The organism is Pseudomonas fitomaticsae (genome assembly GCF_021018765.1).
GTDB classification, from domain to species: domain Bacteria; phylum Pseudomonadota; class Gammaproteobacteria; order Pseudomonadales; family Pseudomonadaceae; genus Aquipseudomonas; species Aquipseudomonas fitomaticsae.
On the sequence record NZ_CP075567.1, the window covers coordinates 5,793,693 to 5,819,380 of the forward strand.

Annotated in this window: 26 protein-coding genes and 1 pseudogene; 12 read left to right on the forward strand and 15 right to left on the reverse strand. The window is 60.3% G+C overall.

Translation table 11 applies throughout. From position 1 onward, the window contains the following. Positions 1 to 5 precede the first annotated feature (5 nt). Positions 6 to 1,547 carry a catalase KatB gene (katB, locus tag KJY40_RS26235; protein ID WP_230733625.1) on the reverse strand — a complete coding sequence of 514 codons (1,542 nt, stop codon included), beginning with the start codon at positions 1,545 to 1,547 and terminating at the stop codon, positions 6 to 8. 286 nt (positions 1,548 to 1,833) lie between these two features. Here katB and mscL point away from each other — a divergent pair, with 286 nt between their 5' ends. Further along, positions 1,834 to 2,247, forward strand: a complete 414-nt coding sequence (gene mscL, locus KJY40_RS26240) for a large-conductance mechanosensitive channel protein MscL (RefSeq protein ID WP_230737769.1) — start codon at positions 1,834 to 1,836, stop codon at positions 2,245 to 2,247. A gap of 32 nt (positions 2,248 to 2,279) precedes the next feature. Here mscL and KJY40_RS26245 read toward each other — a convergent pair whose 3' ends face one another. After that, complete coding sequence (locus tag KJY40_RS26245) at positions 2,280 to 3,056, reverse strand: ferredoxin--NADP reductase (protein WP_230733626.1); 777 nt, start codon at positions 3,054 to 3,056, stop codon at positions 2,280 to 2,282. A gap of 322 nt (positions 3,057 to 3,378) precedes the next feature. Between KJY40_RS26245 and KJY40_RS26250 the strand changes: the two genes are divergently transcribed. After that, positions 3,379 to 4,092 (forward strand): autoinducer binding domain-containing protein, encoded by a 714-nt coding sequence (locus KJY40_RS26250; RefSeq protein ID WP_230733627.1) that lies wholly within the window; start codon positions 3,379 to 3,381, stop codon positions 4,090 to 4,092. A 164-nt stretch (positions 4,093 to 4,256) separates the two neighbouring features. Continuing rightward, positions 4,257 to 5,381 carry a methyltransferase gene (locus tag KJY40_RS26255; protein ID WP_230733628.1) on the forward strand — a complete coding sequence of 375 codons (1,125 nt, stop codon included), beginning with the start codon at positions 4,257 to 4,259 and terminating at the stop codon, positions 5,379 to 5,381. Positions 5,382 to 5,450: 69 nt separating this feature from the next. Here KJY40_RS26255 and KJY40_RS26260 read toward each other — a convergent pair whose 3' ends face one another. The 3 genes from KJY40_RS26260 to KJY40_RS26270 are packed head-to-tail and all read right to left on the reverse strand — an operon-like array spanning position 5,451 to position 8,123. After that, on the reverse strand, positions 5,451 to 5,618 hold the full coding sequence (locus KJY40_RS26260; protein WP_007950992.1) for a DUF2474 domain-containing protein: 168 nt from the start codon (positions 5,616 to 5,618) through the stop codon (positions 5,451 to 5,453). 57 nt (positions 5,619 to 5,675) lie between these two features. After that, positions 5,676 to 6,683, reverse strand: coding sequence for a cytochrome d ubiquinol oxidase subunit II (gene cydB, locus KJY40_RS26265; RefSeq protein ID WP_085608716.1), 1,008 nt, complete (start codon positions 6,681 to 6,683; stop codon positions 5,676 to 5,678). Positions 6,684 to 6,686: 3 nt separating this feature from the next. Continuing rightward, positions 6,687 to 8,123 (reverse strand): cytochrome ubiquinol oxidase subunit I, encoded by a 1,437-nt coding sequence (locus KJY40_RS26270; RefSeq protein WP_007950994.1) that lies wholly within the window; start codon positions 8,121 to 8,123, stop codon positions 6,687 to 6,689. Positions 8,124 to 8,521: 398 nt separating this feature from the next. On the opposite strand from KJY40_RS26270, the gene KJY40_RS26275 reads away from it, so the two are divergent. From KJY40_RS26275 to KJY40_RS26285, 3 genes and pseudogenes are all read left to right on the forward strand, one after another. Further along, positions 8,522 to 9,760, forward strand: a complete 1,239-nt coding sequence (locus KJY40_RS26275; RefSeq protein WP_230733630.1) for an MFS transporter — start codon at positions 8,522 to 8,524, stop codon at positions 9,758 to 9,760. Between the two features lie 106 nt (positions 9,761 to 9,866). Next, positions 9,867 to 10,144: pseudogene (locus KJY40_RS26280) on the forward strand (type II toxin-antitoxin system RelE/ParE family toxin). Positions 10,145 to 10,158: 14 nt separating this feature from the next. Further along, complete coding sequence (locus KJY40_RS26285) at positions 10,159 to 10,446, forward strand: HigA family addiction module antitoxin (RefSeq protein ID WP_045121630.1); 288 nt, start codon at positions 10,159 to 10,161, stop codon at positions 10,444 to 10,446. A 5-nt stretch (positions 10,447 to 10,451) separates the two neighbouring features. Here the strand turns inward: KJY40_RS26285 and KJY40_RS26290 are convergent, their stop codons facing one another. Beyond that, complete coding sequence (locus tag KJY40_RS26290) at positions 10,452 to 11,003, reverse strand: DJ-1 family glyoxalase III (RefSeq protein ID WP_230733631.1); 552 nt, start codon at positions 11,001 to 11,003, stop codon at positions 10,452 to 10,454. Between the two features lie 67 nt (positions 11,004 to 11,070). Further along, a complete protein-coding gene (locus KJY40_RS26295; RefSeq protein WP_230733633.1) occupies positions 11,071 to 11,520 on the reverse strand; it encodes a DUF4879 domain-containing protein in 450 nt (149 codons plus the stop codon). Positions 11,521 to 11,740: 220 nt separating this feature from the next. On the opposite strand from KJY40_RS26295, the gene KJY40_RS26300 reads away from it, so the two are divergent. After that, positions 11,741 to 13,036 (forward strand): NCS2 family permease, encoded by a 1,296-nt coding sequence (locus tag KJY40_RS26300; protein ID WP_096820834.1) that lies wholly within the window; start codon positions 11,741 to 11,743, stop codon positions 13,034 to 13,036. Beyond that, a complete protein-coding gene (trmA, locus tag KJY40_RS26305) occupies positions 13,033 to 14,112 on the forward strand; it encodes a tRNA (uridine(54)-C5)-methyltransferase TrmA (protein WP_230733634.1) in 1,080 nt (359 codons plus the stop codon). Before KJY40_RS26300 ends, trmA begins: the two co-directional genes overlap by 4 nt. A gap of 55 nt (positions 14,113 to 14,167) precedes the next feature. Here the strand turns inward: trmA and KJY40_RS26310 are convergent, their stop codons facing one another. Together KJY40_RS26310 and KJY40_RS26315 are read right to left on the reverse strand one after the other, a co-directional pair. Continuing rightward, positions 14,168 to 14,614: a hypothetical protein gene (locus KJY40_RS26310; protein WP_230733635.1), complete on the reverse strand. Its 447-nt coding sequence runs from the start codon at positions 14,612 to 14,614 to the stop codon at positions 14,168 to 14,170. Then, the gene (locus KJY40_RS26315; protein ID WP_230733636.1) at positions 14,611 to 15,039 is read right to left on the reverse strand and encodes a DUF4160 domain-containing protein; all 429 of its coding nucleotides are present in this window, start codon (positions 15,037 to 15,039) and stop codon (positions 14,611 to 14,613) included. Before KJY40_RS26315 ends, KJY40_RS26310 begins: the two co-directional genes overlap by 4 nt. A 204-nt stretch (positions 15,040 to 15,243) precedes the next feature. On the opposite strand from KJY40_RS26315, the gene KJY40_RS26320 reads away from it, so the two are divergent. From KJY40_RS26320 to KJY40_RS26330, 3 genes are all read left to right on the forward strand, one after another. Next, positions 15,244 to 16,155: a LysR family transcriptional regulator gene (locus tag KJY40_RS26320; RefSeq protein ID WP_230733637.1), complete on the forward strand. Its 912-nt coding sequence runs from the start codon at positions 15,244 to 15,246 to the stop codon at positions 16,153 to 16,155. A gap of 141 nt (positions 16,156 to 16,296) precedes the next feature. Beyond that, complete coding sequence (gene aroQ, locus KJY40_RS26325) at positions 16,297 to 16,737, forward strand: type II 3-dehydroquinate dehydratase (protein ID WP_011336043.1); 441 nt, start codon at positions 16,297 to 16,299, stop codon at positions 16,735 to 16,737. A 5-nt stretch (positions 16,738 to 16,742) separates the two neighbouring features. Further along, positions 16,743 to 17,597: a shikimate dehydrogenase gene (locus KJY40_RS26330; RefSeq protein ID WP_230733638.1), complete on the forward strand. Its 855-nt coding sequence runs from the start codon at positions 16,743 to 16,745 to the stop codon at positions 17,595 to 17,597. Positions 17,598 to 17,631: 34 nt separating this feature from the next. On the opposite strand, the gene KJY40_RS26335 is transcribed toward KJY40_RS26330, so the two are convergent. Both KJY40_RS26335 and quiC read right to left on the reverse strand, forming a co-directional pair. Then, positions 17,632 to 18,309 carry a TetR/AcrR family transcriptional regulator gene (locus tag KJY40_RS26335; RefSeq protein ID WP_085608724.1) on the reverse strand — a complete coding sequence of 226 codons (678 nt, stop codon included), beginning with the start codon at positions 18,307 to 18,309 and terminating at the stop codon, positions 17,632 to 17,634. A gap of 102 nt (positions 18,310 to 18,411) precedes the next feature. Beyond that, positions 18,412 to 20,313, reverse strand: coding sequence for a 3-dehydroshikimate dehydratase QuiC (quiC, locus tag KJY40_RS26340; protein WP_230733639.1), 1,902 nt, complete (start codon positions 20,311 to 20,313; stop codon positions 18,412 to 18,414). 273 nt (positions 20,314 to 20,586) lie between these two features. Between quiC and KJY40_RS26345 the strand changes: the two genes are divergently transcribed. Continuing rightward, positions 20,587 to 21,924 carry an MFS transporter gene (locus KJY40_RS26345; protein ID WP_230733641.1) on the forward strand — a complete coding sequence of 446 codons (1,338 nt, stop codon included), beginning with the start codon at positions 20,587 to 20,589 and terminating at the stop codon, positions 21,922 to 21,924. Between the two features lie 42 nt (positions 21,925 to 21,966). On the opposite strand, the gene KJY40_RS26350 is transcribed toward KJY40_RS26345, so the two are convergent. The 4 genes from KJY40_RS26350 to KJY40_RS26365 all read right to left on the reverse strand — a co-directional run bounded on the left by KJY40_RS26350 (position 21,967) and on the right by KJY40_RS26365 (position 25,684). Beyond that, entirely contained in the window at positions 21,967 to 22,845 is an 879-nt protein-coding gene (locus tag KJY40_RS26350) for a DMT family transporter (RefSeq protein ID WP_007958785.1), read from the reverse strand. Positions 22,846 to 22,911: 66 nt separating this feature from the next. Then, positions 22,912 to 23,727 (reverse strand): sugar phosphate isomerase/epimerase family protein, encoded by an 816-nt coding sequence (locus KJY40_RS26355; RefSeq protein WP_230733643.1) that lies wholly within the window; start codon positions 23,725 to 23,727, stop codon positions 22,912 to 22,914. A 2-nt stretch (positions 23,728 to 23,729) separates the two neighbouring features. Further along, a complete protein-coding gene (locus tag KJY40_RS26360) occupies positions 23,730 to 24,791 on the reverse strand; it encodes a Gfo/Idh/MocA family protein (RefSeq protein ID WP_230733645.1) in 1,062 nt (353 codons plus the stop codon). 116 nt (positions 24,792 to 24,907) lie between these two features. Further along, entirely contained in the window at positions 24,908 to 25,684 is a 777-nt protein-coding gene (locus tag KJY40_RS26365) for an IclR family transcriptional regulator (RefSeq protein WP_011336050.1), read from the reverse strand. Positions 25,685 to 25,688: the final 4 nt, after the last annotated feature.

The window sequence follows — 25,688 nt, forward strand, 5'->3', positions numbered from 1 at the left end:
CGCTGTCAGTCGACCAGTTCGGCCGCCAGGGCCTTGACCCGATCCAGGTCACCCTTGGCCACTTTGGTCACACCGGCGCCGTATTCCGGATCTGCCTTATAGAGGAAGGACAGCATGATGTGCTTGCTCTCGTCATCGGCACCCGCCAGCGAACCGCCAAAGCTCTCGATCAGATCCCGACGTTCCTTCTTGCTGAACGAGCGATACAGATCACCGGCCTGCTTGAAGTTCTGCTCGCGCTGGATCTTCGCCTGTTGCGTACTGCCCTGCAGCGCGGTCTGGCTGTAGCGCGCACCAGGCGTCTCTTCACGTGGTTGCAGACGGCTTGGCTGATAGTTCACACCCGAGTTGCTCGCACCGGCATTCATCGCGCCATCCTGATTGCCATTGTTGACTGGCACTTTCGCAGCATTGATCGGCAATTGCAGGGCGTTGGCGCCGAGGCGATACATCTGGGTGTCGGCATAGGCAAATATCCGGCCTTGCAGCAGACGGTCTTCCGAGGGCTCGATACCCGGCACCACATTCGATGGTGCCATGGCCACTTGCTCGGTTTCCTGGAAGACATTCGCAGGATTGCGGTTCAACACCATCTGTCCAACTTTTCGCTCTGGAATGCCCGGCCAGATCTTGGTTGCATCAAGAGGATCGAAATCAAACTTGGACAAGTCTTGCGAATTCAAGACTTGAATGTACAAGTCCCACTTCGGAAAGTTGCCATTGTCAATGTTTTCTACCAAATCGTGAGTCATGTGGCTGTAGTCTCGACCCTGAACTTTCTCAACTTGTTGCGGATCGAGGTTCTTGATGCCCTGCAAACTTCTCCAATGAAATTTCACATAGTGCACATCGCCCTTGGCATTGACCAACTTGTAGGCGTGCACACTGTTACCATCCATCTCCCGATAACTGGCTGGGGTCCCTGAGTTGGAATACAGCTCGGTCAAAGTACGGGTGGCTTCCGGTACATGGGAGAAGAAATCGAAGCGACGCGAGTCATCGTCAAGGTTGGTACGCGGATCGGGCTTGAAGGCATGCACCATGTCCGGAAACTTGATCGCATCGCGGATGAAGAAGGTCGGGAAGTTGTTACCCACCAGATCCCAGTTGCCATCGGCGGTGTAGAACTTGGTCGCGAAACCCCGCGGGTCACGCAGGGTTTCCGGAGAATGGTTGCCGTGAACCACTGCCGAGAAACGCACGAACACCGGCGTAACCTGGCCGACAGCGAACACCTTGGCCTTGCTCAGATCGCTCAGGTCGTTGGTCGCAGTGAACGTGCCATGAGCACCGGTACCCCGGGCATGCACGACGCGCTCGGGAATGCGCTCGCGGTCGAAGCGTTGCAGCTTCTGGATCAGTTGCACGTCCTGCAACAGCACCGGGCCGTTGGCGCCGGCGGTCTGCGAGTTCTGGTTGTCGCCGACCGCCGCACCGTTGTCACGGGTCAGCGGTGCGGCATTCACGGAAAGGGTCAACAGACCGGCGGCCAATACGCCGACAGTACGGCGATAGGGAATAATCCCTGAACCAAGTGTGGAATTCATTTCAGGTTCCTCTGTTTTTTTTAAGGCGCATCCAGGTGCGCCAGACAGAGGCTAGAAGCTCGATTCGCCAAACCTAAATAGAAAGATCACAACGCCGTGATTGAATATTTTTTCTTCGGAATCAGCGATTTGAGGCGTATTCCGCGCGCGATTAGTGGCACTTTGCAAACTAATTGCGAAATGGTGTGTCGATAAAAACGGGCTTTGTAAGAAGGTGTTTCGCGCAGGACGCGTTATGCTGATTTACACTGCGTACACCAAACTCATCTGTAACAAGGAAATAACTATGGGCGTGCTCAGCGAGTTCAAGGCCTTCGCGGTCAAAGGCAATGTGGTCGACATGGCCGTCGGTATCATCATCGGCGCGGCCTTCGGCAAGATCGTTTCGTCGTTCGTCGGCGACGTGATCATGCCACCCATCGGTCTGCTGATCGGCGGAGTGGATTTCAGTGACCTGGCCATTACGCTGAAAGCCGCCGAGGGCACTGCCCCCGCGGTGATGCTGGCGTACGGTAAATTCATCCAGAGCATTCTTGACTTCGTGATCGTCGCCTTCGCGATCTTCATGGGCGTCAAAGCCATAAACCGCTTGAAGCGCGAAGAAGCCGTGGCCCCGACCCTGCCGCCGGTGCCAACCAAGGAAGAAGAACTGCTGGGCGAGATCCGCGATCTGCTCAAGGCCCAGAACAACCGGCCTTGAAGACTGAAACGGCGCCTTGGGGCGCCGTTTCCTTACCAGTAGTTTTCCACCGCCACCTGCCCCGGTCGCCGGGTCAGACTCAAGGCCATGCCGCGCTGCTTGAGCAACGCCCGAGTGTCATCGATCATCTGCGGATTGCCACAGAGCATGACCCGCGAATGCGCCGGGGTCAGCTCGACACCCGCCACCCTCTCCAGCTCGCCATTTTCGATCAGCGTGGTGATGCGCCCGCTGAGGGCACCGGCAAACGGCTCACGGGTGACCACCGGGATGAACTGAAACTTGTGGGCGTATTGCGCGAGGTAGTCGCGCTGTGTCAATTCGGCGATCAGCTGTTGATAAGCCAACTCCCGTCCTTCCCGTACGCTATAGACAAGGATGACGCGTTCAAATTTTTCCCAGACTTCAAAGTCTTGCAGAATCGACAGAAAGGGCGCCACACCGGTGCCTGTGGATAACAGCCAGAGGTCGCGGCCATCGACGAATCGATCCAGGGTCAGGTAGCCAAAGGCCTGACGTTCCACCAGCAGTGAATCGCCAGCCTCGAGTCGACTCAGTTCGCTGGTGAATTCGCCACCCGGCACCACGATCGAAAAGAAATCGAGGAACTCGTCGAACGGCGAGGACACCATCGAGTAGGCACGCCAGACCGTGCTGCCATCAGCCTTGCTTACACCCAACCTGGCAAATTGCCCCGCGCGAAAGCGAAAGCCGGCGTCGCGCGTCGTCCGCAAAGTGAACAGGCTGGAGGTCAGGGGTTGCACGTCGAGCAGGGTCTGGCACGTGAACTTTTCGGCACTGGCGGTCATGGGGCACTCCTTCCAACGTAGGCCACTAGTGTCGCGCAAAGTTGTACATTTAAACACCCACAGTAAATGATGGCATTTAGCAATTCGGCGCCCCTCAATAAAAGCCATCCGCATTTGCTAATGATTAACCAATCAACACCAGACTTTTAGTATGACGCATTGAATACAATACCAACTTATGCGTAATAACGATTTATGCAAACTCAATGTTCTTCCAGAGCAAAATGTTCAGAACATTACGCAAGAAATCTCCTACACTCGTCTACGTGCTGGATTTTGGATCCATAAAGCGCCCCCTTGGAAATTCTGTGGAGAGTCTTCGATGGAAATGTGGAAGGAGTCCCAGTTAAAGCAATTGACTTATGCCAAGCGAATAGAAACGGCTTACCCGATTCTTGAAGCATTTGCCAAAAACATCGGGTTTCGTTTTTGTGGCATCTCTGTTACTTCAACAGAACGGAGTACCCCCTTCAAAGCCTTGCATATCAATAACTACCCTCAACCTTTGAATCTGCGATATGAAGAAAAAATTTACGGTGAAGTTGATCCGATAATGGCACACTGCAATCAATCAATGCTGCCTATTGTCTGGAGCCGAGAAGTGTTCTGCAAGGCGCCACAACTATGGGACGCACTTCAGGAACAGGGACTTGAACACGGCTGGTCGCAATCGTTCCATCACGAAGAAAGCGGTTTATGCAGCATTCTCAGTCTGGCCAGGCCTCATTGTCCGATCAGTTCGCTGGAGTTGTACGAGCATTTTGGCTACATGTTCTATATCACCAGCCATTTGAGCGAACTGTTCGCCCGTACACTCCCCGCGCGACCGGAGCACACTCGGCAACCACGATTGTCGGCCCGTGAAATCGAGGTGCTGAAACTGTGCGCAGGCGGGAAAACAGCCTATGAGTGCGCCAGAATCCTGAGTCTCAGCGAACGCACCATCAACTACCACGTGCATAACGTGATGGAGAAGTTGAACGTCTGCAACAAGATCTCTGCGGTCATCGCCGCCGCCAAGGCCGGGATCATCTAGTCGGCGCACCAGAAATCAGACAAGTATTGCCGTCGAAAAAAACGTACCATTTGCGACCTTCCTGAGTGATGGCGTGATCCTTCGCGTCGCTGTCCACTCGGACGGTTCCGCCGCACGACCCTTGGGCCGCGGGACACCCGTTGATTACCCAGAGTCCCCGCCCCATGCCTTTGCTCGATACGCCCTTCGCCCAACTCGATCTGATCCGCCAGCCCGAACAGCAGAACGAACCGCTGCAAGCCTTCGATGCGGCCGACGAATACCTGCTCAATCATCTGGCCGAACAGAATCTGCCGGCGGATACCCGAGTATTGGTGCTCAACGACAGTTTCGGCGCACTGGCCATCAGTCTTTCGGGCAAGGTGCAGGTCAGCACCAGCGGTGATTCGTTCCTGGCGTTTCAGGGCCTGGAAAAAAACCTGCTGCGCAATGGCCAGGCATTCGATGCGCTGCGCGGCATTCCCGCCAGCGAGCCGTTGCTCGGGCCGTTCGACTGGGTGCTGATCCGCGTTCCGAAAACCCTGGCGCTGCTGGAAGAACAATTGATCCGCCTGCAGGGCCAGTTGGCACCCGGTGCCCAAGTGGTGGCAGCGGCGATGGTCAAGCATTTACCCCGCGCCGCCGGTGATCTGCTGGAACGCTACATCGGTCCGGTTCAGGCTTCGCTGGCGGTGAAAAAGGCACGCTTGCTGATCGCCACGCCCGAGGCCAAGGCACCCGCCGTCTCGCCCTACCCGACCCGCTATCGCCTCGACGAGCCGGCCATCGAATTGCTCAACCACGCCAACGTGTTCTGCCGCGAAGGGCTGGACATCGGCACCCGCGCCTTCCTTCCGCACCTGCCGAAAAACCTCGGCTCGGCACGAGTCGCCGACCTTGGCTGCGGTAACGGCGTACTGGCCATTGCCAGCGCCCTGCAAAACCCCGATGCGCATTACACGCTGGTGGACGAATCGTTCATGGCCGTGCAATCCGCCGCCGAAAACTGGCGCGCGGCGTTGGGTGAACGTGAAGTGAGCGTGCGCGCCGGCGACGGTCTGGCCGGGCAGGAAGCGCAATCGCTGGACGTGGTGCTGTGCAACCCACCCTTCCACCAGCAACAGGTGGTCGGCGACTTCCTCGCCTGGCGCATGTTCCAGCAGGCTCGCGAAGCGCTGGTGGTTGGCGGTGCGCTGTACATCGTCGGCAACCGTCACCTGGGTTATCACAGCAAACTGGCGCGGCTGTTCAGGGGTGTCGAGCAAGTCGCGGCCACGCCGAAATTCGTGATCCTCAAGGCGCGCAAATAATCCGGGCAAAAAAAACCCTCCGGTCGGAGGGTCAAAAATCCGTGCCGCAAGGCAGCGGGATGGGAAGTTTCAGTGCGTAGTCAGACCTGCAGCGTTCATGAACATGCGCATCAGGCTGGCGACGATGAACAATGCACCGACGCTGCCGACCCAGATCATGGCCAACCAGCCGAGCCGCTGCCACAGCGGCTTTTTTTCGGCTTCTTCAATGTCGTGCAGGGAATGTTTGCCGGTCATGCTTGCATCCTCCGTTTGAGGGAGATGGCGCCGCGGTCGGCGCCATCGTGATCACCATTAGTGATAACCGTCTTCGTGGGTGACCTTGCCGCGGAACACGTAATAGCTCCAGAAGGTGTAACCCAGGATGAAGGGGATGATGAACAGCGTGCCGACCAGCATGAAGCCCTGGCTTTGCGGCGGTGCGGCGGCGTCCCAGATCGAGATCGACGGCGGTACGATGTTCGGCCACAGGCTGATGCCCAGACCGCTGTAGCCGAGGAAGATCAGCACCAGGGTCAGCAGGAACGGCATGTAGTTGGCATTGCGTGCCACCGCGCGAATCAGACCGTACATCGTCACCAGCACCAGAATCGGCACCGGCATGAACCAGAACAGATTCGGCATGCTGAACCAGCGCGTCGCAATTTCCGGGTGGGCCAGCGGCGTCCACAGACTGACGACACCGATCACGGCCAACAGCACGAAGGCCAACGGACGCGCCAGATTGTGCATCTGCTCCTGAAGCTTGCCTTCGGTCTTCATGATCAGCCAGGTGCAACCGAGCAAGGCATACGCCACCACCAGTGCAGCACCGCAGAACAGCGTGAACGGCGTCAGCCAGTCCAGTGAGCCGCCGGCGTATTGCCGGTTGACCACGGGCAAGCCGTCGATGAACGCGCCAAGTGCCACGCCCTGAAAGAACGTCGCCGCCACCGAACCACCGATGAACGCCTTGTCCCACAGGTGACGCTTGTCGTCTTTGGCCTTGAAGCGGAACTCGAACGCCACGCCGCGGAAAATCAGCCCGATCAGCATGAAGATCAGCGGCAGGTACAGCGCCGACAGCACGACCGAATAGGCCAGCGGGAACGCGCCGAACAACGCCGCGCCGCCCAGTACCAGCCAGGTTTCATTGCCGTCCCACACCGGGGCGACGGTGTTCATCATTACGTCGCGGTCGGTCTTGCCGGGGATGAAGGGGAAGAGAATCCCGATCCCCAGGTCGAAACCGTCCATGACCACGTACATCATGATTCCGAAGATGATGATCACGGCCCAGATCAGCGGAAGATCAATACCCATGACTCAAATCTCCTTGGTCAGACTGCGGTCGTGTTCGGCGCCATCGTCGTCGGCAGCGGACAACGGACGGGCCGGCGTACGTTTCTGGCCAGGACCACCGTCGTTGGTTTCCTTGCCTTCGTCGGTCTTCGGCCCTTTGCGCACCAGGCGCATCATGTAGCCCAGCCCCGCACCGAACAGCGCGAAATACACCACCACGAACATGATCAGCGTGATGCTCATCTGCATAAAACTGTGGTTGGACGATGCATCCGCCGTGCGCATCAGCCCGTAGACCACCCACGGCTGGCGACCGATTTCAGTGGTGAACCAGCCCGCCAGGATCGCAATCAGACCGGACGGCCCCATCCACAACGCCAGGTACAGGAACGGCCGCGAGGTGTAGAGCGTGTCGCGCTTGCGCAGCCACAGGCTCCACAGGCCGGTGAAAATCATCAGGAAGCCGAGGCCGACCATGATCCGGAACGACCAGAACACGATGGTCGAATTTGGCCGGTCTTCCGGTGGGAATTCCTTGAGCGCCGGGACTTGCTTGTCCAGCGAGTGCGTCAGGATCAGGCTGCCGAGGTACGGGATCTCGACCGCATATTTGGTTCTCTCTTCCTTCATGTCCGGCCAGCCGAACAGGATCAGCGGCGTCGCTTCGTTGCCATGGTTTTCCCAGTGGCCTTCAATCGCGGCGATTTTTGCCGGCTGATGCTTGAGGGTATTGAGGCCGTGGAAGTCACCGATGACCGCCTGGATCGGCGCGACGATCAGCGCCATCCACATCGCCATCGACAGCATGGTGCGGATCGCCGGGTTGTCCTTGCCGCGCAGCAAGTGCCAGGCCGCCGACGAGCCGACGAAGAAGGCCGTCGCGACGAACGCGGCAGTCGCCATGTGCATCAGTCGATACGGGAACGAGGGGTTGAAGATGATTGCCAGCCAGTCGGTTGGAATGACCTGACCGTTGACGATCTCGAAGCCCTGCGGGGTCTGCATCCAGCTGTTGGACGCGAGAATCCAGAAGGTCGAAATCAGCGTGCCGATGGCCACCATCACCGTGGAGAAGAAGTGCAGCTTGCGCCCGACCTTGTTCCAGCCGAACAGCATCACGCCGAGGAAACCGGCTTCGAGGAAGAACGCCGTAAGCACTTCATACGTCAGCAACGGGCCGGTGACGGAACCGGCGAAGTCCGAAAAGCGGCTCCAGTTGGTGCCGAACTGGTAGGCCATGACCAGTCCCGAGACCACGCCCATGCCGAAGTTGACGGCAAAGATCTTCGACCAGAAATGGTAGAGGTCACGGTAGGTGTCGTTGCCGGTTTTCAACCACAGGCCTTCCAGCACCGCGAGATAACTCGCAAGACCGATGGTGATCGCCGGGAACAGGATGTGGAACGAGATGGTGAACGCGAACTGAATTCGGGCGAGATCCAGGGCCTCTAAACCGAACATAAGCTTTCCTCTATCAGATAACGGTTCCAAGACTGGCGGCCTTGGACCACTGCCCCCACGGGTATGGAGTGCGGCGAACTCGGATTCGTTCTTCTTTTTACAGGCATCGCGACGCAGGGAGTCTGCCGACGGGTCCCTGATCAGTTCCGCGAGGGTCTTGATCTGGATCAATCAACGTTGAAAGAGTAGTCCCATTTCCGACGGGGAACCGCGTGGTCTTTTGCCGCGTGACAAGTTGCCTCACAACCTTGGCAACGCCCTGAAATACATCCTTGGCCGGGTTCGGTGTCGGGCGCGGAAAAATCGATGTCTGGCTAACTAAATTTTTTGTCATAGCAACTTCCTGTTACAGACTGGTGATAATCTCGCGGTTCCCCTCGACCAAGACCGGCCCGCAAATGCCCAGCCAAGAGCCCTTGCTGTTACGTCACCACCGTCCTTTTCTTGCGTTCTGGTTTGCCCGGATCTTCACCGCCAGCGGTTTTCAGATGCTCACCGTGGCGATCGGCTGGAACCTCTATCAACTGACCGGCAACGTGCTCGACCTGGGTCTGGTCGGGCTGGTGGAGTTCGCTCCACGGGTATTGTTCATGCTGCACACCGGCCACGTTGCCGATCGCTACGACCGGCGCAAGGTCGCGGCGATCTGCCAGTCGTTGCAGGCCTTGATCGCTCTGGCACTGGCCATCGGCAGCGCCACCGAGCATGTCACCCGGGAAATGATCTTTATCCTGGCGTTCCTGCTCGGCGCCGCGCGCTCCTTCGAAATGCCGACCACCCAGGCCCTGCTGCCGAGCATCGTGCCCAGTGCATTGTTCCCACGGGCAGTTGCCGCTGCGCAGTCGGCGCAGCAATCGGCCACCATTGTCGCCCCGGCCCTCGGCGGTCTGCTTTATGCCTTCGGCAGCGTGTGGGTCTATGGCCCGACGGTCATTCTGTATGTCATCGCCTGCACCCTGATGCTCAACCTGCCCGCGCGACAAACCCCTCTGAACAAAGGTAAGGCGACGCTGGATTCGTTGCTGGCGGGGATTCGTTTCATTCGCAGCCGCCCGGACATTCTCGGCGCGATTTCGCTGGATCTGTTCGCGGTGCTGCTCGGCGGCGCCACGGCGCTGCTGCCGGTGTTCGCCAAGGACATTCTGCTGACCGGGCCGTGGGGGCTGGGGCTGCTGCGTTCGGCGCCGGCGGTCGGTGCGTTGATGATGTCGTTATTCCTGGCGCGGTTTGCCGTTGAGCGAAACGTCGGTCGGGTGATGTTCACTGCAGTCGGCGTATTCGGTGTCGCCACCATCGCCTTCGGCCTGTCGACCTCGTTCTGGTTCTCGCTGGCGGTGCTGGTGGTGCTCGGCGCGGCGGACATGATCAGCATGGTGATCCGCGCCTCGTTCGTGCAACTGGAAACCCCGGACGAAATGCGCGGCCGGGTCAGCGCGGTGAACGGCCTGTTCATCGGCGCCTCGAACCAGTTGGGCGAATTCGAATCCGGCCTCACTGCCCACTGGTTCGGCACCGTGCCGGCAGTGGTGATGGGCGGGATCGGTACGCTGGTGGTGACCGGGACCTGGATCAAACTGTTCCCGACCCTGGCCAATCGCGACCGGATGCATGTGCCGGTGGAAGAGGTGAAGGCCTGACTGCAAGGGTTCCACCAGCGGGGCCATCCCCCAAGCACAAATAGCTCGAAAAGATGCGGTACATAGATACCGCATTGAGTGTAATGTATCGCCTTACACTCGCCGCATGATCAAATCCTTTCAGCACAAGGGCCTTCGCCGCTTCTATGAAACCGGTTCGACTCGCGGGATTCGTGCCGATCACGCTATACGGCTGTCGCGCATGCTGCAGTTCATGGATCGGGCCGCCGTTCCGGGGGATCTGGATCTTCCCGGTTGGCGTCTGCATCACTGAAAGGGGGGCTTTGCGAGTACTGGTCACTCAGTGTGTCCGGGAACTGGCGGGTTATCTTTCGATTTGCAGGCTCGGATATCGAACTGATCGACTATTTGGATTATCACTGACAGGAGGCAGGCTCATGCCTATGCACAACCCGCCACACCCAGGTGAAACACTGTTGATGGATGTATTGCCGGAACTTGGCATCAGTGTTACCGAATTGGCTCGGCATCTTGGGTTCGCTCGTCCTCACCTTTCTCGTGTCCTGCACGGACATGCGCCGATCAGCCCGGATCTGGCCGTACGACTGGAACGCGCGGGGATTGGCAAGGCTCGAATGTGGCTAGGGGTTCAAACAGATTACGACCTCTGGCAAGCCGAGCATCGTGAGCAGCCAGCCATTCAGCCAATCGCCGCTCACGCCTGACGCTCTCAGGCCAGCAACTCCCCCGCGACCTTCGCTCTGACAGCCTTGCCCGCCAGTTGCTCGACCAGCGTCAGCGCAAATGCCAGCGCGGCGCCGGAGCCTTGGGCGGTGATGCAATTGCCGTCGACCACCACCGGTTGATCAACAAACGTGCAACCGGAGAGGTTATGGCTGGTGGCGGGCAGGCATGTCATGCGTCTTTGGCGTAATACGCCAAAGCTTTGCAGAGCGACCGCCGGGGCTTCGGCGATGGCGGCGAACAGGCGTCCGGCGCTGGCCTGGTCCTTGAGCAGTTGTTGCAAGGGCTGGTGCGCGGCCAGGTGTTGTGCGCCGACCGCGCCGCCGGGCAGAACGATCAGGTCGAAGGTCTGGGCCAGCACATCAATGAGCATGCCGTCGGCGGTCAGTCGCGTACCTCGGGCGCAGGTCAGCATGCGCCGGCCTTCGATGCTGGCCGCCACCACTTCGATGCCGGCGCGGCGCAGCACGTCGATCAGGGTCACGCATTGCAGATCATCGATGCCCTCGGCGAGGGTAATCAGGGCTCTAAAGGTCATGGGCGCCATCCGCTGGGTGATCTTTAAAGCGTAGTCAGCTTTGCCCTGTCCCGTTCGGCGACAGCCGTTACTTGATGTAAAGCTGGGTCGACATCGTGTTGCGCGGGGCGTTGATCGAGGTGTTGCTGAAGGTAAAGGTGCCTTCCTGACGAGTCGCCAGATCGAAGGTGTACAGCGAGCCGACGGTTTTGCTGCCAGGCGTGCATTCGGTCAGGTTGCCGTTATCGAAGGCACAGACCGGGCTCCGGGTGCCGTTCACTTCGAAACCGTCCAGTGCTGCCTGAGGCTGGCTCTGGCCGTAACCGATTTCCAGCACATAGACCTTGATGCCCGGCGCGCTGTGATCGCAGCGGGTCTGCACCTGGCCATCGGTAATGTCTTCGAGCCCGCAGGACGACGACTGAACCTTGATGACTTTCACCTCGCTCAATGGCGGTGCCGACGCCGCGAGTGCCACCGGTACACCGGCCAGCAGCAAGGCCATCAGTCCAGCGGTCTTCATCCAACCATTGTTCATGCGATCCATCCCCGAAAAAACAGGGCGCAGTATGGCGTACTTGGCCGTGGTGCAAAACTTCGCCGACGATCGACACCAACATCCGCCATCTTCCTCACGCTGCTGGTATGATGCGCGGCTTTTTCCGGCCCACCACAATTTTCCAGGCGCTTGCGACGGTCTGTGCTTTGCTGTTGAGGTCGATACATTCACGGCGCCACGCGCGCCACGGGGAGCAGACATGCTGGAAAGGCTGTTTCAACTCAAGGCACACAACACCAACGTGCGGACCGAGATTCTGGCGGGCGTCACGACCTTCCTGGCCATGGCCTACATTCTGTTCGTCAACCCGAGCATTCTTGGCGAGACCGGCATGGACAAGGGCGCGGTGTTCGTCGCCACCTGTCTGGCAGCCGCCATCGGCTCCACGGTCATGGGCCTGATCGCCAACTACCCGATTGCCCTCGCGCCGGGCATGGGCCTGAACGCCTTCTTTACCTACACCGTCGTGCTGCACATGGGCCACACCTGGCAAGTGGCGCTGGGCGCGGTGTTCATTTCGGCCGTGTGTTTCTTCCTGCTGTCGATCTTCCGCATCCGTGAATGGATCATCAACAGCATCCCGCTGCCGCTGCGCTCGGCGATTGCCGCCGGTATCGGCCTGTTCCTGGCGCTGATCGCCCTGCACAACGCCGGTATCGTGGTCAGTAACCAGGCGACCATGGTCGGCCTCGGCGACCTGAAGCAACCGGCGCCGATCCTGGCCACCCTCGGTTTCGCCCTGATCGTCGCCCTTGAAGCCCTGAAAGTGCGCGGCGCGGTGCTGATCGGCATTCTCGCAGTGACCATCGTCTCGATCGTGATGGGCTTCACCCCGTTCGGCGGCGTGACCTCGATGCCACCTTCGCTGGCCCCGACCTTCCTGCAACTGGACATCAAGGGCGCACTGGACATCGGTCTGGTCAGCGTGATCTTCGCCTTCCTGTTCGTCGACCTGTTCGACAACTCCGGCACCCTGATCGGCGTCGCCAAGCGCGCCGGCCTGATGGGCAAGGACGGCCACATGCCGAAAATGGGCCGTGCGCTGATCGCTGACAGCACCGCGGCAATGGCCGGTTCGCTGCTGGGCACCTCGACCACCACCAGCTACATCGAATCCGCTGCGGGCGTAAGTGCTGGCGGCCGCACCGGCCTGACCGCCATCGTTGTCGCGATCCTGTTCCTGCTGGCGCTGTTCTTCTCGCCACTGGCTGCCAGCGTGCCGGCATTCGCCACCGCGCCGGCGCTGCTGTTCGTCGCCGTGCTGATGACTTCCGGCCTGGCGGAAATAGACTGGGACGACATCACCGTCGCCGCGCCGGTCGTGGTCACCGCCCTGGCGATGCCTTTCACCTATTCCATCGCCAACGGCATCGCCTTCGGCTTCATCGCCTGGACTGCGATCAAACTGCTGTCCGGCCGCGCCCGTGAGCTGAACCCGGCGCTGGTGATCCTGTCGATTCTGTTCGTGATCAAGCTGGGTTGGTTCAACGCATGACTTTTGATTCCCAGGCCTACGCCGCACAACTCGAAGACAAGGTCACGCGCCTGCGTGACCTGCTGGCCCCGTTCGATGCACCGGAGCCGACGGTGTTCGACTCGCCGCTGCAGAACTTCCGTCTGCGCGCCGAATTTCGCCTGTGGCGCGAGGGCGGCGAGCGGCATTACGCGATGTTTTCCCAGGACGACAAACGCACACCGATCCTGATCGAAGAGTTCCCGATCGCCAGCCTGCGCATCAACCAGTTGATGCCGCAATTGAAAGCGGCCTGGCAGGCCAGCGCGGCGCTGAGCCACAAGCTGTTTCAGGTGGAGTTTCTGACCACCCTGGCCGGCGACGCGATGATCACCCTGTGCTATCACCGTCCGCTGGACGAGCACTGGCACGCGGCAGCCACCCAACTGGCGGCGGATCTGGGCGTCAGCATCATCGGTCGATCCAAGGGCAAGCGCGAAGTGCTCGGCCTCGATTACGTGGTCGAGAAACTCGACGTCGGCGGTCGCACATTCAGCTATCGCCAACCGGAAGGCGCGTTCACCCAGCCCAACGGCACCGTGAACCAGAAGATGCTCAACTGGGCATACGAAGCACTGGGCAATCGCAGCGACGATCTGCTGGAGCTGTACTGCGGCAACGGCAACTTCACCCTGCCGCTGGCGACTCGCGTGCGCAAAGTGCTGGCCACCGAAATCAGCAAGACCTCGGTCAACGCCGCGCTGAGCAACCTGGCCGAAAACGCTGTGGATAACGTCACCCTGGTGCGCCTGTCCGCCGAAGAGCTGACCGAAGCCCTGAACGAAGTTCGCCCGTTCCGTCGCCTGCACGGTATCGACCTGAAAAGCTACGAGTTCGGCAGCGTGTTCGTCGACCCGCCACGGGCCGGCATGGACCCGGATACCTGCGAACTGACCCGTCGCTTCGACAACATCCTGTACATCTCCTGCAACCCGGAGACCCTGGCAGCCAACATCGCCCAACTGCACGACACACACCGCATCACCCGCTGCGCGCTGTTCGACCAGTTCCCGTGGACTCACCACATGGAATCCGGCGTGTTGCTGACCCGACGTTGATCGCTGGTTCCAGATACAAGAAAGCCGTCCTCAGCGACGGCTTTTTTGTGCCTGTTCATGGCACGGAATCGATCTTGCGTGGACGCCCGCCCTTCCTGCCGTTGGCCCGGGCAGCTTCAGCTTTCGCGGTGCTGCTCTGGCGGCCATTGCGCGAAGCGATCACCGAGGCGGCCATGGCCATCAATGGCTGACTGGCGGAGATCATGCCGGCGATGGAAACCTGCAGGTCCTTGCCGTCGTGGCACAGCGCGGTGCCGGCAAAGCCGACGCTCAATCCGCTGAAGTCTTGCGGTTCGAAATCATCGAATTCACGGTAGAGATTCACTGGAAGCAGCACGCCACTGTCGTCCTCAAATCGAATCACCAGGCACGGTTTCTGAAAGGCCACCGACACGGCTTGCAGGCTGCTGCGACGACGCACGCCGCCACGGTCGACGGCTTCGTCCAGACGTTTTTCCGTTACCGGTCGATCCGCATGCAAACCGGCTTTTACTGTTTTCATAGTTCGATCTCCACACCTTCCTGAGCACCAATCAGGGCCAGCAGGGTTTTGTTTTCTTCTGGTTCGTAATACGCCGATCCGATTCTGAAGGTCGCATTGGTGACTTCGCGCATGACGGCGACTTCGTTCGAGTCCCCGTCCCACCATTGGTTATCGAGACAGGCAGTCTGCAGACGAGTCCACCAGATCCGACGGGCCCGCCGCAGATGAACAGTTTCACGCAGCGATTGGCGCAGCCCCTCAAGCACTGCAATCGGTGGCCGACGCGACAGCGGCACCACATCCCATAACTCCACGCCGTTGTGCCAGAAGCTGAATTTGAAACGGGCACTCCATGCACCTGAATCAACGTGCGCATGGGGAGGACAATGTTCGTCTCGCAGCATGATCACTACCGACAATCCCTTGTAACTGCACACTTTCATGCTAACCCATCCGTTAGGTTAAAGAGTTTCGAAAAATGCCATTCCCTGACAATTCCGACCATCGGCATCGCTGCCTTCAATAGTCATTACGTTTTCGAGCCTAGTGCGGGATTCAGGAAAGCCGCGCGCAAAATGGTAAGCAATCCTTTCGTCACGCCCCTGTATTTGCTACATACGAAGACTCATTCCCCGGTGTAATCAATCATGCAGCGACACTTCGACGATCTTCAGCTGGGCAGCATCGAGTTGTTTTGCCTGGCCGCCGAGTGCGGCAGTTTCACTGGTGCTGCGCAGGCGGCTTCGGTGACGCCGGCGGCGGTGAGCCGCTCGGTATCACGCATGGAGGAACGCCTCGGTGTGCGGCTGTTTGCGCGCACCACCCGCAGCGTGAAACTGACCGACAGCGGCCGGCGCTACTACGAAGAATGCAGCCAGGCGCTGGCGCAACTGGTGGAAGCGCAACGGGAAGTCATGGGCCAGCAGCAGGAACCGTCCGGCACCCTGCGTATCAGTATTCCTACGACTTACGCCCATCATCGGATCCTGCCGCTGCTGCCGGACTTTCGCGCGCGCTTCCCGCAGGTCAAGGTCGACATGCACATCAGCAACCGCAACATCGACTTCGTCGGCGAGGGCTACGACATGGCGATCCGCGTGCGGGCGATTCCCGATTCAGGCCTGATCGCCCGGCATCTGGAGGATGCGGCGCTGGTGATGGTCGCCAGCCCCGACTATCTGAAACGCGCCGGCACGCCACAGACCCTGGAAGACCTCGAACAGCACGAGTGCATCCAGTACGAGTTGCCCAGCAGTGGGCGGCGGATCACCTGGCTGTTTTACGACGAGGACGCGCCACGGGAAATCCTCGCCGAGGGCAGTTTCTGCTGCTCGGACGATGTGCTCGGCGGCGTGACCCTGGCCAGGCACGGTGCCGGTTTGTTCCAGACCTATCGCTTCATCGTCGAAAAAGAACTGGCCGACGGCTCGCTCATAGAAGTGCTCAAACCCTACAGCGGACGCTCGCGGCCGTTCACATTGTTGTACCCGCAGAATCGCCACATGCCGCTGCGCGTCAGGGCTTTCATCGATTTTCTGGTCGAGCGATTACCGCACTGAATACCGCCGGTGTGCGATCACCGCACACAAATCAGGGCTGTCGATGCAGAGCAATTGATTAAAGTAACCATCTAGTACAATTTAACTCCACAGGTCGAAACCTTCGGCCCAAGCCAAAAACAATAAGTGGAGTTTGCCCCCATGCCCCCTATCGTTCTGGTGCTCAACGGCCCGAACCTGAACCTGCTCGGCACCCGTGAACCGGCGACCTACGGTCACGAAACCCTGGCCGACATTTCTGCCCTGTGCGGGCGCGCCGCCGAAGAGTTCGGCCTGGCCGTGGAGTTTCGCCAGACCAACCACGAAGGCGAACTGCTCGACTGGATTCACGGCGCCCGTCAGCGCTGCGCCGGCATCGTGATCAATCCGGCCGCCTGGACTCACACCTCGGTAGCGATCCGCGACGCCCTCGTCGCCAGCGAATTGCCGGTGATCGAAGTGCACCTGTCCAACGTCCACGCCCGAGAGCCGTTCCGTCACCACTCGTTCGTCTCGGCCATCGCCACGGCGGTGATGTGCGGCTTCGGCAGCCACGGCTATCGCCTGGCTCTGGAACATTTCAGCCAGCGGCTGAAGGGGTGATCCGCATGAACCGCAACAACGTGATACTCGCCGGGCTGATCGGCGCCGGCATCCAGGCCTCCCGCACCCCGGCGCTGCATGAACACGAAGGCGACGAACAGGGTCTGCGTTACCTGTACCGCTTGATCGATCTCGATCAACTGCAACTGGACAGCAACGCCCTGCCCGACCTGCTGCTGGCCGCCGAACGCATGAACTACACCGGGCTGAACATCACCTTCCCGTGCAAGCAGGCAATCATTCCGCTGCTCGATGAGTTGTCTGAGGAAGCCCGGGGCATCGGCGCCGTGAACACGGTAGTGCTGAAGGACGGCAAACGCGTCGGACACAACACCGATTGCCTGGGTTTCGCCGAAGGTTTTCGTCGCGGCCTGCCAGACGTCGCCCGCGAACGTGTAGTCCAGATGGGCGCTGGCGGCGCAGGCGCGGCAGTGGCCCACGCCTTGTTGAGCGAAGGCGTACAGCAACTGAGCATTTTTGATGTGGACGTGGAGCGCGCCGAAAGTCTGGCCAACAACCTCAACCAGCATTTCGGCGCTGGCCGCGCGGTTGCCGGGCATGATCTGGCGAGCACGCTGAGTCAGGCGAATGGCCTGGTGAATACCACGCCGATGGGCATGGCCAAATTGCCAGGCATGCCCGTGCCGACGGAATTGCTGCGCCCCGAGCTGTGGGTGGCGGAGATCGTGTATTTCCCGCTGGAAACCGAACTGCTGCGCAACGCCCGCGCCCTGGGTTGCCGAACCCTGGACGGCGGCAACATGGCGGTGTTTCAGGCGGTGAAGGCGTTTGAGCTGTTCAGTGGCAGAGTGCCGGATGCGCAGCGAATGCTCGCGCATTTTCAAAGCATGAATGGATAAAACCGGGAGGGGGGCAACGCCCCCTCGACTTCGGTCACGCCTGCAAGTAACGCAGCACCGACTCGCAAATCATCTCGCGATGACGCTGCTTGATGCTTTCGTCCGGCAGGTCGATCTGAAAGATCTCACCGAACGTGTGGCGGTTCGATACGCGATAGAAGCAAAACGAACTGATCAGCAGATGCACGTCCAGCGCGTCGAGTCCGGCGCGGAACACCCCTTCATCGGCACCGCGACGCAGAATCTCGCCCAGGGAATCGAGGATGGTGTTGTTCATCGCCTTGATCGCGTCGGAACGCTTCACATACTCGGCGTTGTGGATGTTTTCGATGCTGACGATCCGCACGAAATCGACGTTGCGATCGTGGTGGTCGAAGGTGAATTCCACCAGACGCCGGATCGCTTCCACCGGCGGCAATTCGGCCAGGTGCAGGCGGTTCTCGGTGCTGCGGATATCGCCGTAGAGCTTCTCCAGCACCTCGACGTACAACTGCTCCTTGCTGCCGAAGTAGTAATAGATCATGCGCTTGGAGGTGTGAATACGCTCGGCGATCGCGTCCACGCGAGCACCGGACAGACCCTGCTGGACGAACTCGACGATCGCCTCCTGCAGGATATTCTCGCGGGTCTTTTCCGGGTTGTTCTTGCGACTTTTGCGCGGCTCTACCGCTGGTAGATCGGGGGCTGCGGAAAGTTCTGAAGTCATCGTCATTGCGGGCTCACGGCCATCACTGCACAGGCTGGCGATTATGGGCCGCGCGACCCAGTGAAGGAAGCCGCGCGACCCGTGTTTAATCCCGCGTTTACGAATTTCCTACAACTTCGCCTGGCGAACCGCGCCACTGCGTGATTTGGCCATCGCCGCCAGCCGCACCGCGACGTTGGCCGCGCCATAACCGGCGTAACCGTTCTTGCGCTGGATGATCTCGAAGAAGAAGCGCCCCTCGAACGGCTCGGTATAGACGTGGAACAACTCGCCGCCCTGCGCATCGCGGTCGTACAGCACGTTGTAGTACGCCAGCTCGCTGAGGAATTCGTCATCGAAATCGAAGCGCGCCGCCAGGTCGTCGTAATAGTTGAGCGGAATATCCAGCAGCGGCACGCCCGCCTCCTTCGCCCGACTGACTTCGGCGAAGATATCGTCGCAATCGAAGGCGATGTGATGCACACCGGAGCCGCGATAACTCGACAGCGCGTGTGAAATCGCGGTGTTGCGGTTCTCGGAAATGTTCAGCGGCAGACGGATCGAACTGTCGCGGCTACGCAGCGCGCGGCTTTTCACCAAGCCATACGGATCCGGCAGCACCACTTCGTCATCGGCCTCAAAATCCAGCAGGCTCTTGTAGAACAGCACCCAACTGTCGAGGCTGTCTGCCGGCAGCGCCATGGCCATGTGGTCGATGCGCTTGAGGCCGCCACGCGCTACCGCGTCCGGCAGCAGATTGAAGTCGGTACCGTAAACATCCGCCTCCTGATCCACCAGATAAATCAGGCTGCCGTCCGGCGCGCGCACCGCCGCCAGTTCCAGCTCGTTGGGGCCGACCAGTCCGCGATACGGCTGACCTTTATAGGCGACGGCGCGAGCCAGCGCACTGGCGCTGTCCTTGACCCGCACGGCGGTGGCGCACAGCGACGGGCCGTGGGCCTCGAAAAAGCTGTGGCCGAACGAATAGGGTTCGGAGTTGAGGATCAGGTTGATATCGCCCTGACGCAACAGGCTGACGCTCTTGGAACGATGCTGTCCGGCCCTGACGAAACCCAGCCGTTCCAGCCAGTTCGACAGCTTGGCGCCGAGGCTTTCATCCACGGCGAACTCAAGAAACTCGATGCCGTTGTATTCGCTGGCCTTCGGCGTTTCGAAGAGGATTTCGCGGTTATCCACAGGGCGGATTTCCTGCTCCAGACGCTGGCGGGTTTTCTCCTCCAGGTACAGCAGCGAACGCAGACCATCGGCGGCATTGGCCCGAGGCGGCGCGGCGCGGAAGCCGTCGTTGAAGATTTCCAGTGACAGCGGTCCGGTGTAGCCACTCTGGATAATCGGCGCGAGGAAGCCCGGCAGATCAAATTCGCCCTGCCCCGGGAAGCAGCGGAAATGCCGGCTCCACTCCAGCACGTCCATCGCCAGGATCGGCGCGTCGGCCATTTGCACGAAGAAAATCTTGTCGCCGGGAATCTCGGCAATCGCCCGTGGATCGCCCTTCAGCGACAACGTGTGGAAGCTGTCGAGCAACACGCCGAGGGCCGGGTGATCGGCCTGACGCACGATGTCCCAGACCTGTTGATAAGTATTGACGTGACGGCCCCAGGCCAGCGCCTCATAACCGATGCGCAGGCCACGGGCACCAGCGCGCTCGGCCAGCAGGCGCAGGTCGTCGATGAGGATCTGTTGATCGCCGATACTGTCGGGGGAGGCGTTGCTGCAGACCAGCACCAGGTCGGTGCCCAGTTCCTGCATCAGGTCGAACTTGCGCTCGGCCCGCTCCAGGTTGCGGTCCAGACGATCACGGCGGCAGCCTTCGAAATCGCGGAACGGCTGGAACAGGGTGATGGCAATCCCGAGGTCGGCGCACATCTGCCGGATTTCCCGGGGGCTGCCGTCGTAATACAGAAGATCGTTCTCGAAAATCTCCACCCCGTCGAACCCGGCGGCGGCAATGGCTTCGAGTTTTTCCGGCAGGGTTCCGCTCAAGGAAACGGTGGCAATGGATCGCTGCATGTTTCAACTCCCGGTGGAGACGTCGGCTACGAAAATTGCGCCGCTTTTATAGGGTGAGCGAATTATTGGTCTCCGTTTTTCATTGAGCAATTTAAACTGTACTACCCGGTTAGTTTTGCGTGCGATTATCGAACACAATGCCGGTTTGGCGAATTGACGATTTTTCGTCCACTGCCCAACATCCAACTCACCTTGAGTCCGGAACTGAACCACCGGTCGCAGCGTGCACAAAAAAAGCACACCAAATAACAAATCCAAAAACGGGTGGAACACATGATTCCTTCACAGACTTCCCGCATGGCTCCGGCCATGAGCACTGCCACGGGTGGTATCGGCGACAAGATCCGCGGCGCCATGGCCGTCGGCAAGACCCGTTGGGGCATGCTGGCGCTGGTATTTTTCGCCACCACCCTCAATTACATCGACCGCGCCGCCCTCGGCGTCATGCAGCCGATCCTCGCCAAGGAAATGAGCTGGACGGCGATGGACTACGCCAACATCAACTTCTGGTTTCAGGTCGGCTACGCGATCGGCTTCGTACTGCAAGGACGGTTGATCGACCGGGTCGGCGTCAAACGCGTGTTCTTCTGCGCGGTGCTGCTCTGGAGCCTGGCCACCGGCGCCCACGGCCTGGCGACCTCGGCGGTGGGCTTCATGGTCTGCCGGTTCATTCTCGGCCTGACTGAAGCGGCGAACTATCCGGCCTGCGTGAAGACCACGCGCCTGTGGTTCCCGGCCGGCGAGCGCGCCGTGGCCACCGGCATCTTCAACGCCGGCACCAACGTCGGTGCGATGTTCACCCCGATGCTGCTGCCGCTGATCCTTCACGTGTGGGGCTGGCAGGCTGCGTTCCTGTGCATGTCGGCACTGGGCGGGATCTGGCTGCTGTTCTGGGGCCTGAAGTATTTCAACCCGGAAGATCACCCGAGCGTCAAACAGTCGGAGCTGGAATACATCCAGAAAGAAGTCGAACCGGAACAGGCCCGCGTGCCGTTCTCGAAAATCCTGCGCATGCGCGGCACCTGGGCCTTCGCCCTCGCCTACTCGCTGACCGCGCCGGTGTTCTGGTTCTACCTGTACTGGCTGCCGCCGTTTCTCAATCAGCAATACAACCTGGGCATCAACGTCACCCAGATGGGCATTCCGCTGATCATCATCTACGTCACCGCCGACTTCGGCAGCGTGGGCGGCGGGATTCTGTCTTCGTTCCTGATCGGTCGCGGCATGAACTCGATCAAGGCACGGCTGCTGTCGATGTTCCTGTTCGCCTGCTGCATCATCGGCGTGGTGATGGCCGCCGGCTCCGCCAACCTGTGGATCGCGGTTGCCGCCATCTCTCTGGCCATCGGTGCGCACCAGGCCTGGACCGCCAACATCTGGAGCCTGGTGATGGACTACACGCCCAAGCACATGATGAGCACGGTGTTCGGTTTCGGCGGCATGTGCGCGGCGATCGGCGGGATGTTCATGACCCAGATCGTCGGCCACATCCTGACTGTCACCAACAACAACTACACCGTGCTGTTCACCCTGATCCCGGCGATGTACTTCATTGCCCTGACCTGGATGTACTTCATGGCACCGCGCAAGATTCCTACCGTTAGCGAATAACCTTCCTGCCCTGACCGGCCTGATTTCAGGCCGGTCATGTCTTCAGCGCCGGCTCTGCTGCCACGCTGCCGCCAGCCCGCTGCAACAGATCACCGCAATCCCGATCACTGTCATCAGGGTCGGCGTGTGAGCAAACAGCAACCAGCCCAACAGCCCCGCAAACACGATCTGGCAATAACCGAACGGCGCCAGCAACGCCGGTGCGGCATGGCGGAACGCCTGGGTCAGAAACAGGTGCGCGGTCATCCCGCAACTGCCCAACGCCAGCATCAACAGCGCATGCCCCAGGCTCGGCACCTGCCAGAAGAACGGCACCAGCGCACTCATCACCAGCGTGTTGCACAACCCGGCGAAAAAGTTGCTGGTGGTCGGGCTGTCGATTTCCGCGAGCTTGCGGGTGAGCAACTGATAGAAGCAGAAAAACAGCGCCGAACAGAACGGCAACAGAATCGCCGGGGTGAACAAGTCACCGCCCGGATGGACGATGATCAGCACACCGATGAACCCGCACACCACCGCGATCCACTGACCGCGCGTCACCCGCTCCTTGAGCAACGGCACCGACAGCGCCGTCACCAGCACCGGCGCAAGAAAGTTGACCGCCGTGGCTTCGGCCAGCGGGATGTACAGCAGCGCCGTGGTGAAAAACAGGCTGGTGCCCAACAGGCACAACGCCCGCGCCAACTGCCACAACGGACGTTTGGTGCGCAGCACGCGCAGCCCGGACTGCGGCAGGAAAATCCCCGCCATCAGCAGCGTGTGCACCAGATACCGTGCCCACACCACCATCACGATCGGATAAAAGCCCGAGAGGTATTTCGACAGCGCGTCGTGACTGGAGAACAGGAAAGTTGCCACGACAATCAGCAAGATCCCCTTGAAGGGTTGGTTGACGCCGGAAAGCGGAGTGCTGACGGTCATTGGCTCTCTCTGAATGAAAAATAAACGGTGACGAGGACGCGTGCGCCCTCGCCCCTTGAAGCAGACTTAAAGCCGGGCCAACAATTCCCGTGTCCGGTCGATCGCCATTTGCGCCCGCTGCAAACCACTCACGCCTTGCTCCAGCAATTTGACCGTGGGAATTTCCAGACTCAGGGGAAGGTTAGCCGCAAGACTGCGCAACAAGCCGATCAAGTCACAATCGCCCTCGCCGGGAAACCGTCGTTCATTGCGGGCCTGACGCAAGATCTCGGCCATGTCCGTCGGCCTCGGCCCGGCAACATCGCACAACTGTGCGTAGCGCAACCGTGAGGCCGGCACACCGGCCAGGTCTTCCAGCCGCGATCCGGAACGGTCGAAGTGAAACGCGTCGACCAATACCGCCCCGTTTTCGCGCCCGGCGTTGTCGACGATGCGCAACGCCTGTTCGAGATTGCGCGCATCGGTCCACGGCATGAACTCCAGATGCGGATGCAAACCGTAGGGCGCGGCCAGATCGCAGAGTGCCGCAAAATTATCGGTGAGCCGCTGTTCGTCAGGATCATTGCCGGCGACCAGTAATTCACTGGCACCGAACTCCGCACCGACGCTAAGCAGCTTCTCGAAATCCGCGACCACTGTCTGCGGTTTCAAACGCAGGATTTCCACGTCGAGCACGCCGATTCCGGTGTCACGCAAACGCGCCAGTGTCTGACGCCGCAAATCGCCATCGGCTACCAACGGGAAGTGATATTCCTCGGGTGTCGCCGGTTCCAGGCGCAGGCCGATATGGCTGTAACCGGCACGAGCGGCGACCTCGACCATGTCGGGTGGCGACAACTCCAGCACGGTCAGGCTGGCCAGGGACAGAATTCGTTCGCTCATTTTCAGGCCTCGATCTGCGCAGGTGCGGTGGCGCGACCGCTGGCCGCTGCTTCACGGATGGCCTCGACCAGCGCCAGGGTGCGGGCGGCATCGGCGGCACTCACCAGCGGTTCGACTTCCCGCCGGGCGACGCGGACGAAATGCTGCAACTGCAATCGCAGGGCTTCGTCAGGCGTGAACGGTTCATCGACCGCCAGCAACGGCTCATGCCAACCGGCGTCCAGCTGATCGACGCGGTAATGCCATCGCTTGAGCTGCGGAATGCTCAAGGCCCCGGCCGTTCCCGCCAGCAAGTAGCAAGGCTGATCGGCTTGGCGCGGATAGGCCGGGTTCTCCCCTGAGTTCAACTCCCAGCTCCACGGCGCCGCCACCGCGTCGGAACCGGTCAGGCTGCCCAGCGCTCCGCCGTCGAATTGCAGCAGGATCGCCGCGCTGTCTTCATTGGCGAAACCGCGTACCGCACGGTCGGTGATCGCCTGCACCGAATGCACTTCGCCGCACAGATGACGCAGCAGGTCGAGGTCGTGGATCAAATTGGTCAGCAGCATTCCGGCACCGGCTTCGCGCCGCCACGCCGTTTCGAAATACTGGTCAGGCTTGCGCAGCTGGAACAACGCAGTTACCAGCGTCAGCCGTCCCAATGCTCCCTCCTTGACCAACTCATGGGCTCGCACGATCAGCGGATTGTGCCGCCGATGATGGCCGACCAACACCGGCACGCCGCTGCGCTTCACCGCTGCCACCAGTTCCCGCGCTTCATCCAGGTTTACGCCCACCGGTTTTTCCAGTAACACCGGAACACCAGCGGCGAGGCAATCCAGCGCGGTGCGGACGTGCTGATTATTCGGATTGGCGACGATCACTGCGTCTGGCCGGGTTTGCTCCAGCATCTGACGGTGATCGGCGAAATACGCCACACCCCACTCCGCCGCCATGGCCGGTGCCTGAGGACCGGGATCGGCCACGGCGCATAACGTGGCCTCAGTGAGATGTTTCAGGTGCCGATAATGTTGCTGGCCCATGTTACCGGCGCCGATCAGGGCGATTCGAAGGGGCGGGTTCAAGGTGCGATCCTCTTGTGATTGTTGTGGGAAAACTCACTCCATCAACAATTTAGAACCCGGTTCCAGATTCTTACACCCGCCCGACTGAAAAGTGGGCGAACAGCGCACAGCTTTGTTTAGACGAACAACTCCGAGGCCAGGCTGGCCGCCGACAGCTCCTCGGTGAACGTCAGCAGCAACGGCGCCAGTTCATGCAATCGCGCTCCCGGCATCCGTGCACTTGGCCCGGCAATGCTGAGCACACCAATCACCCGACCATCGGCGGGATGTTTCACCACGGCAGCAATCGCCGAAGTGCCCACCGCCGAGCTTTCTTCCACACAGGCATAGCCCTGTTCCCGGGCCACGCGCAGGCGTTCGAGCAGTTCAATATTGGAACGCGGCGCGTTGGGCCCGATATCCGCCGGCACTTCCGCGCCCTGGCGCTCGACCAGCGACAACGCCTCGGCGTCGCTCATGCACGCCAGCCACGCATGGCCCGACGCGGTGTAGAACAGCGGCGCATCACGGCCCATGTCCGGGTCGTAACGCAGGCCGGTGCGGGCACCCTGGGCCTTGGCGATCCAGGTTTGGCGCTCGCCGTCGATCACGCCCAGACGTACCAGTTCACCGGTTTCCTGAGCCAGCCGATCGAGCACCGGCTGCACGATGTCGGCACCGCTGCTCGACAGGTACTGGAAGCCCATCGCAACCAGTTTGGTCGACAGGTGATAGCGCAACGTCTCCGGATTCTGCCGCACGTAACCCAGGCGGATCAGCTCGGCGAGCAGGCGGTGCGTCGCGCTTTTCGGAATGTCCAGTTGCTCGGCCAGGGTCTGCATCGGCAGCCCGCGCGGATCACTGGTGAGGCTTTCCAGCACGCTGAAAACCCGTTCGATTTGACTGCCGGCCATGGTG

Coding starts and splice junctions, on each gene's coding strand:
- katB (WP_230733625.1), bottom strand. CDS start 1,547: ATGAATTCCACACTTGGTTCAGGGATTATTCCCTATCGCCGTACTGTC.
- mscL (WP_230737769.1), top strand. CDS start 1,834: ATGGGCGTGCTCAGCGAGTTCAAGGCCTTCGCGGTCAAAGGCAATGTG.
- KJY40_RS26245 (WP_230733626.1), bottom strand. CDS start 3,056: ATGACCGCCAGTGCCGAAAAGTTCACGTGCCAGACCCTGCTCGACGTG.
- KJY40_RS26250 (WP_230733627.1), top strand. CDS start 3,379: ATGGAAATGTGGAAGGAGTCCCAGTTAAAGCAATTGACTTATGCCAAG.
- KJY40_RS26255 (WP_230733628.1), top strand. CDS start 4,257: ATGCCTTTGCTCGATACGCCCTTCGCCCAACTCGATCTGATCCGCCAG.
- KJY40_RS26260 (WP_007950992.1), bottom strand. CDS start 5,618: ATGACCGGCAAACATTCCCTGCACGACATTGAAGAAGCCGAAAAAAAG.
- cydB (WP_085608716.1), bottom strand. CDS start 6,683: ATGGGTATTGATCTTCCGCTGATCTGGGCCGTGATCATCATCTTCGGA.
- KJY40_RS26270 (WP_007950994.1), bottom strand. CDS start 8,123: ATGTTCGGTTTAGAGGCCCTGGATCTCGCCCGAATTCAGTTCGCGTTC.
- KJY40_RS26275 (WP_230733630.1), top strand. CDS start 8,522: ATGCCCAGCCAAGAGCCCTTGCTGTTACGTCACCACCGTCCTTTTCTT.
- KJY40_RS26285 (WP_045121630.1), top strand. CDS start 10,159: ATGCCTATGCACAACCCGCCACACCCAGGTGAAACACTGTTGATGGAT.
- KJY40_RS26290 (WP_230733631.1), bottom strand. CDS start 11,003: ATGACCTTTAGAGCCCTGATTACCCTCGCCGAGGGCATCGATGATCTG.
- KJY40_RS26295 (WP_230733633.1), bottom strand. CDS start 11,520: ATGAACAATGGTTGGATGAAGACCGCTGGACTGATGGCCTTGCTGCTG.
- KJY40_RS26300 (WP_096820834.1), top strand. CDS start 11,741: ATGCTGGAAAGGCTGTTTCAACTCAAGGCACACAACACCAACGTGCGG.
- trmA (WP_230733634.1), top strand. CDS start 13,033: ATGACTTTTGATTCCCAGGCCTACGCCGCACAACTCGAAGACAAGGTC.
- KJY40_RS26310 (WP_230733635.1), bottom strand. CDS start 14,614: ATGAAAACAGTAAAAGCCGGTTTGCATGCGGATCGACCGGTAACGGAA.
- KJY40_RS26315 (WP_230733636.1), bottom strand. CDS start 15,039: ATGAAAGTGTGCAGTTACAAGGGATTGTCGGTAGTGATCATGCTGCGA.
- KJY40_RS26320 (WP_230733637.1), top strand. CDS start 15,244: ATGCAGCGACACTTCGACGATCTTCAGCTGGGCAGCATCGAGTTGTTT.
- aroQ (WP_011336043.1), top strand. CDS start 16,297: ATGCCCCCTATCGTTCTGGTGCTCAACGGCCCGAACCTGAACCTGCTC.
- KJY40_RS26330 (WP_230733638.1), top strand. CDS start 16,743: ATGAACCGCAACAACGTGATACTCGCCGGGCTGATCGGCGCCGGCATC.
- KJY40_RS26335 (WP_085608724.1), bottom strand. CDS start 18,309: ATGACGATGACTTCAGAACTTTCCGCAGCCCCCGATCTACCAGCGGTA.
- quiC (WP_230733639.1), bottom strand. CDS start 20,313: ATGCAGCGATCCATTGCCACCGTTTCCTTGAGCGGAACCCTGCCGGAA.
- KJY40_RS26345 (WP_230733641.1), top strand. CDS start 20,587: ATGATTCCTTCACAGACTTCCCGCATGGCTCCGGCCATGAGCACTGCC.
- KJY40_RS26350 (WP_007958785.1), bottom strand. CDS start 22,845: ATGACCGTCAGCACTCCGCTTTCCGGCGTCAACCAACCCTTCAAGGGG.
- KJY40_RS26355 (WP_230733643.1), bottom strand. CDS start 23,727: ATGAGCGAACGAATTCTGTCCCTGGCCAGCCTGACCGTGCTGGAGTTG.
- KJY40_RS26365 (WP_011336050.1), bottom strand. CDS start 25,684: ATGGCCGGCAGTCAAATCGAACGGGTTTTCAGCGTGCTGGAAAGCCTC.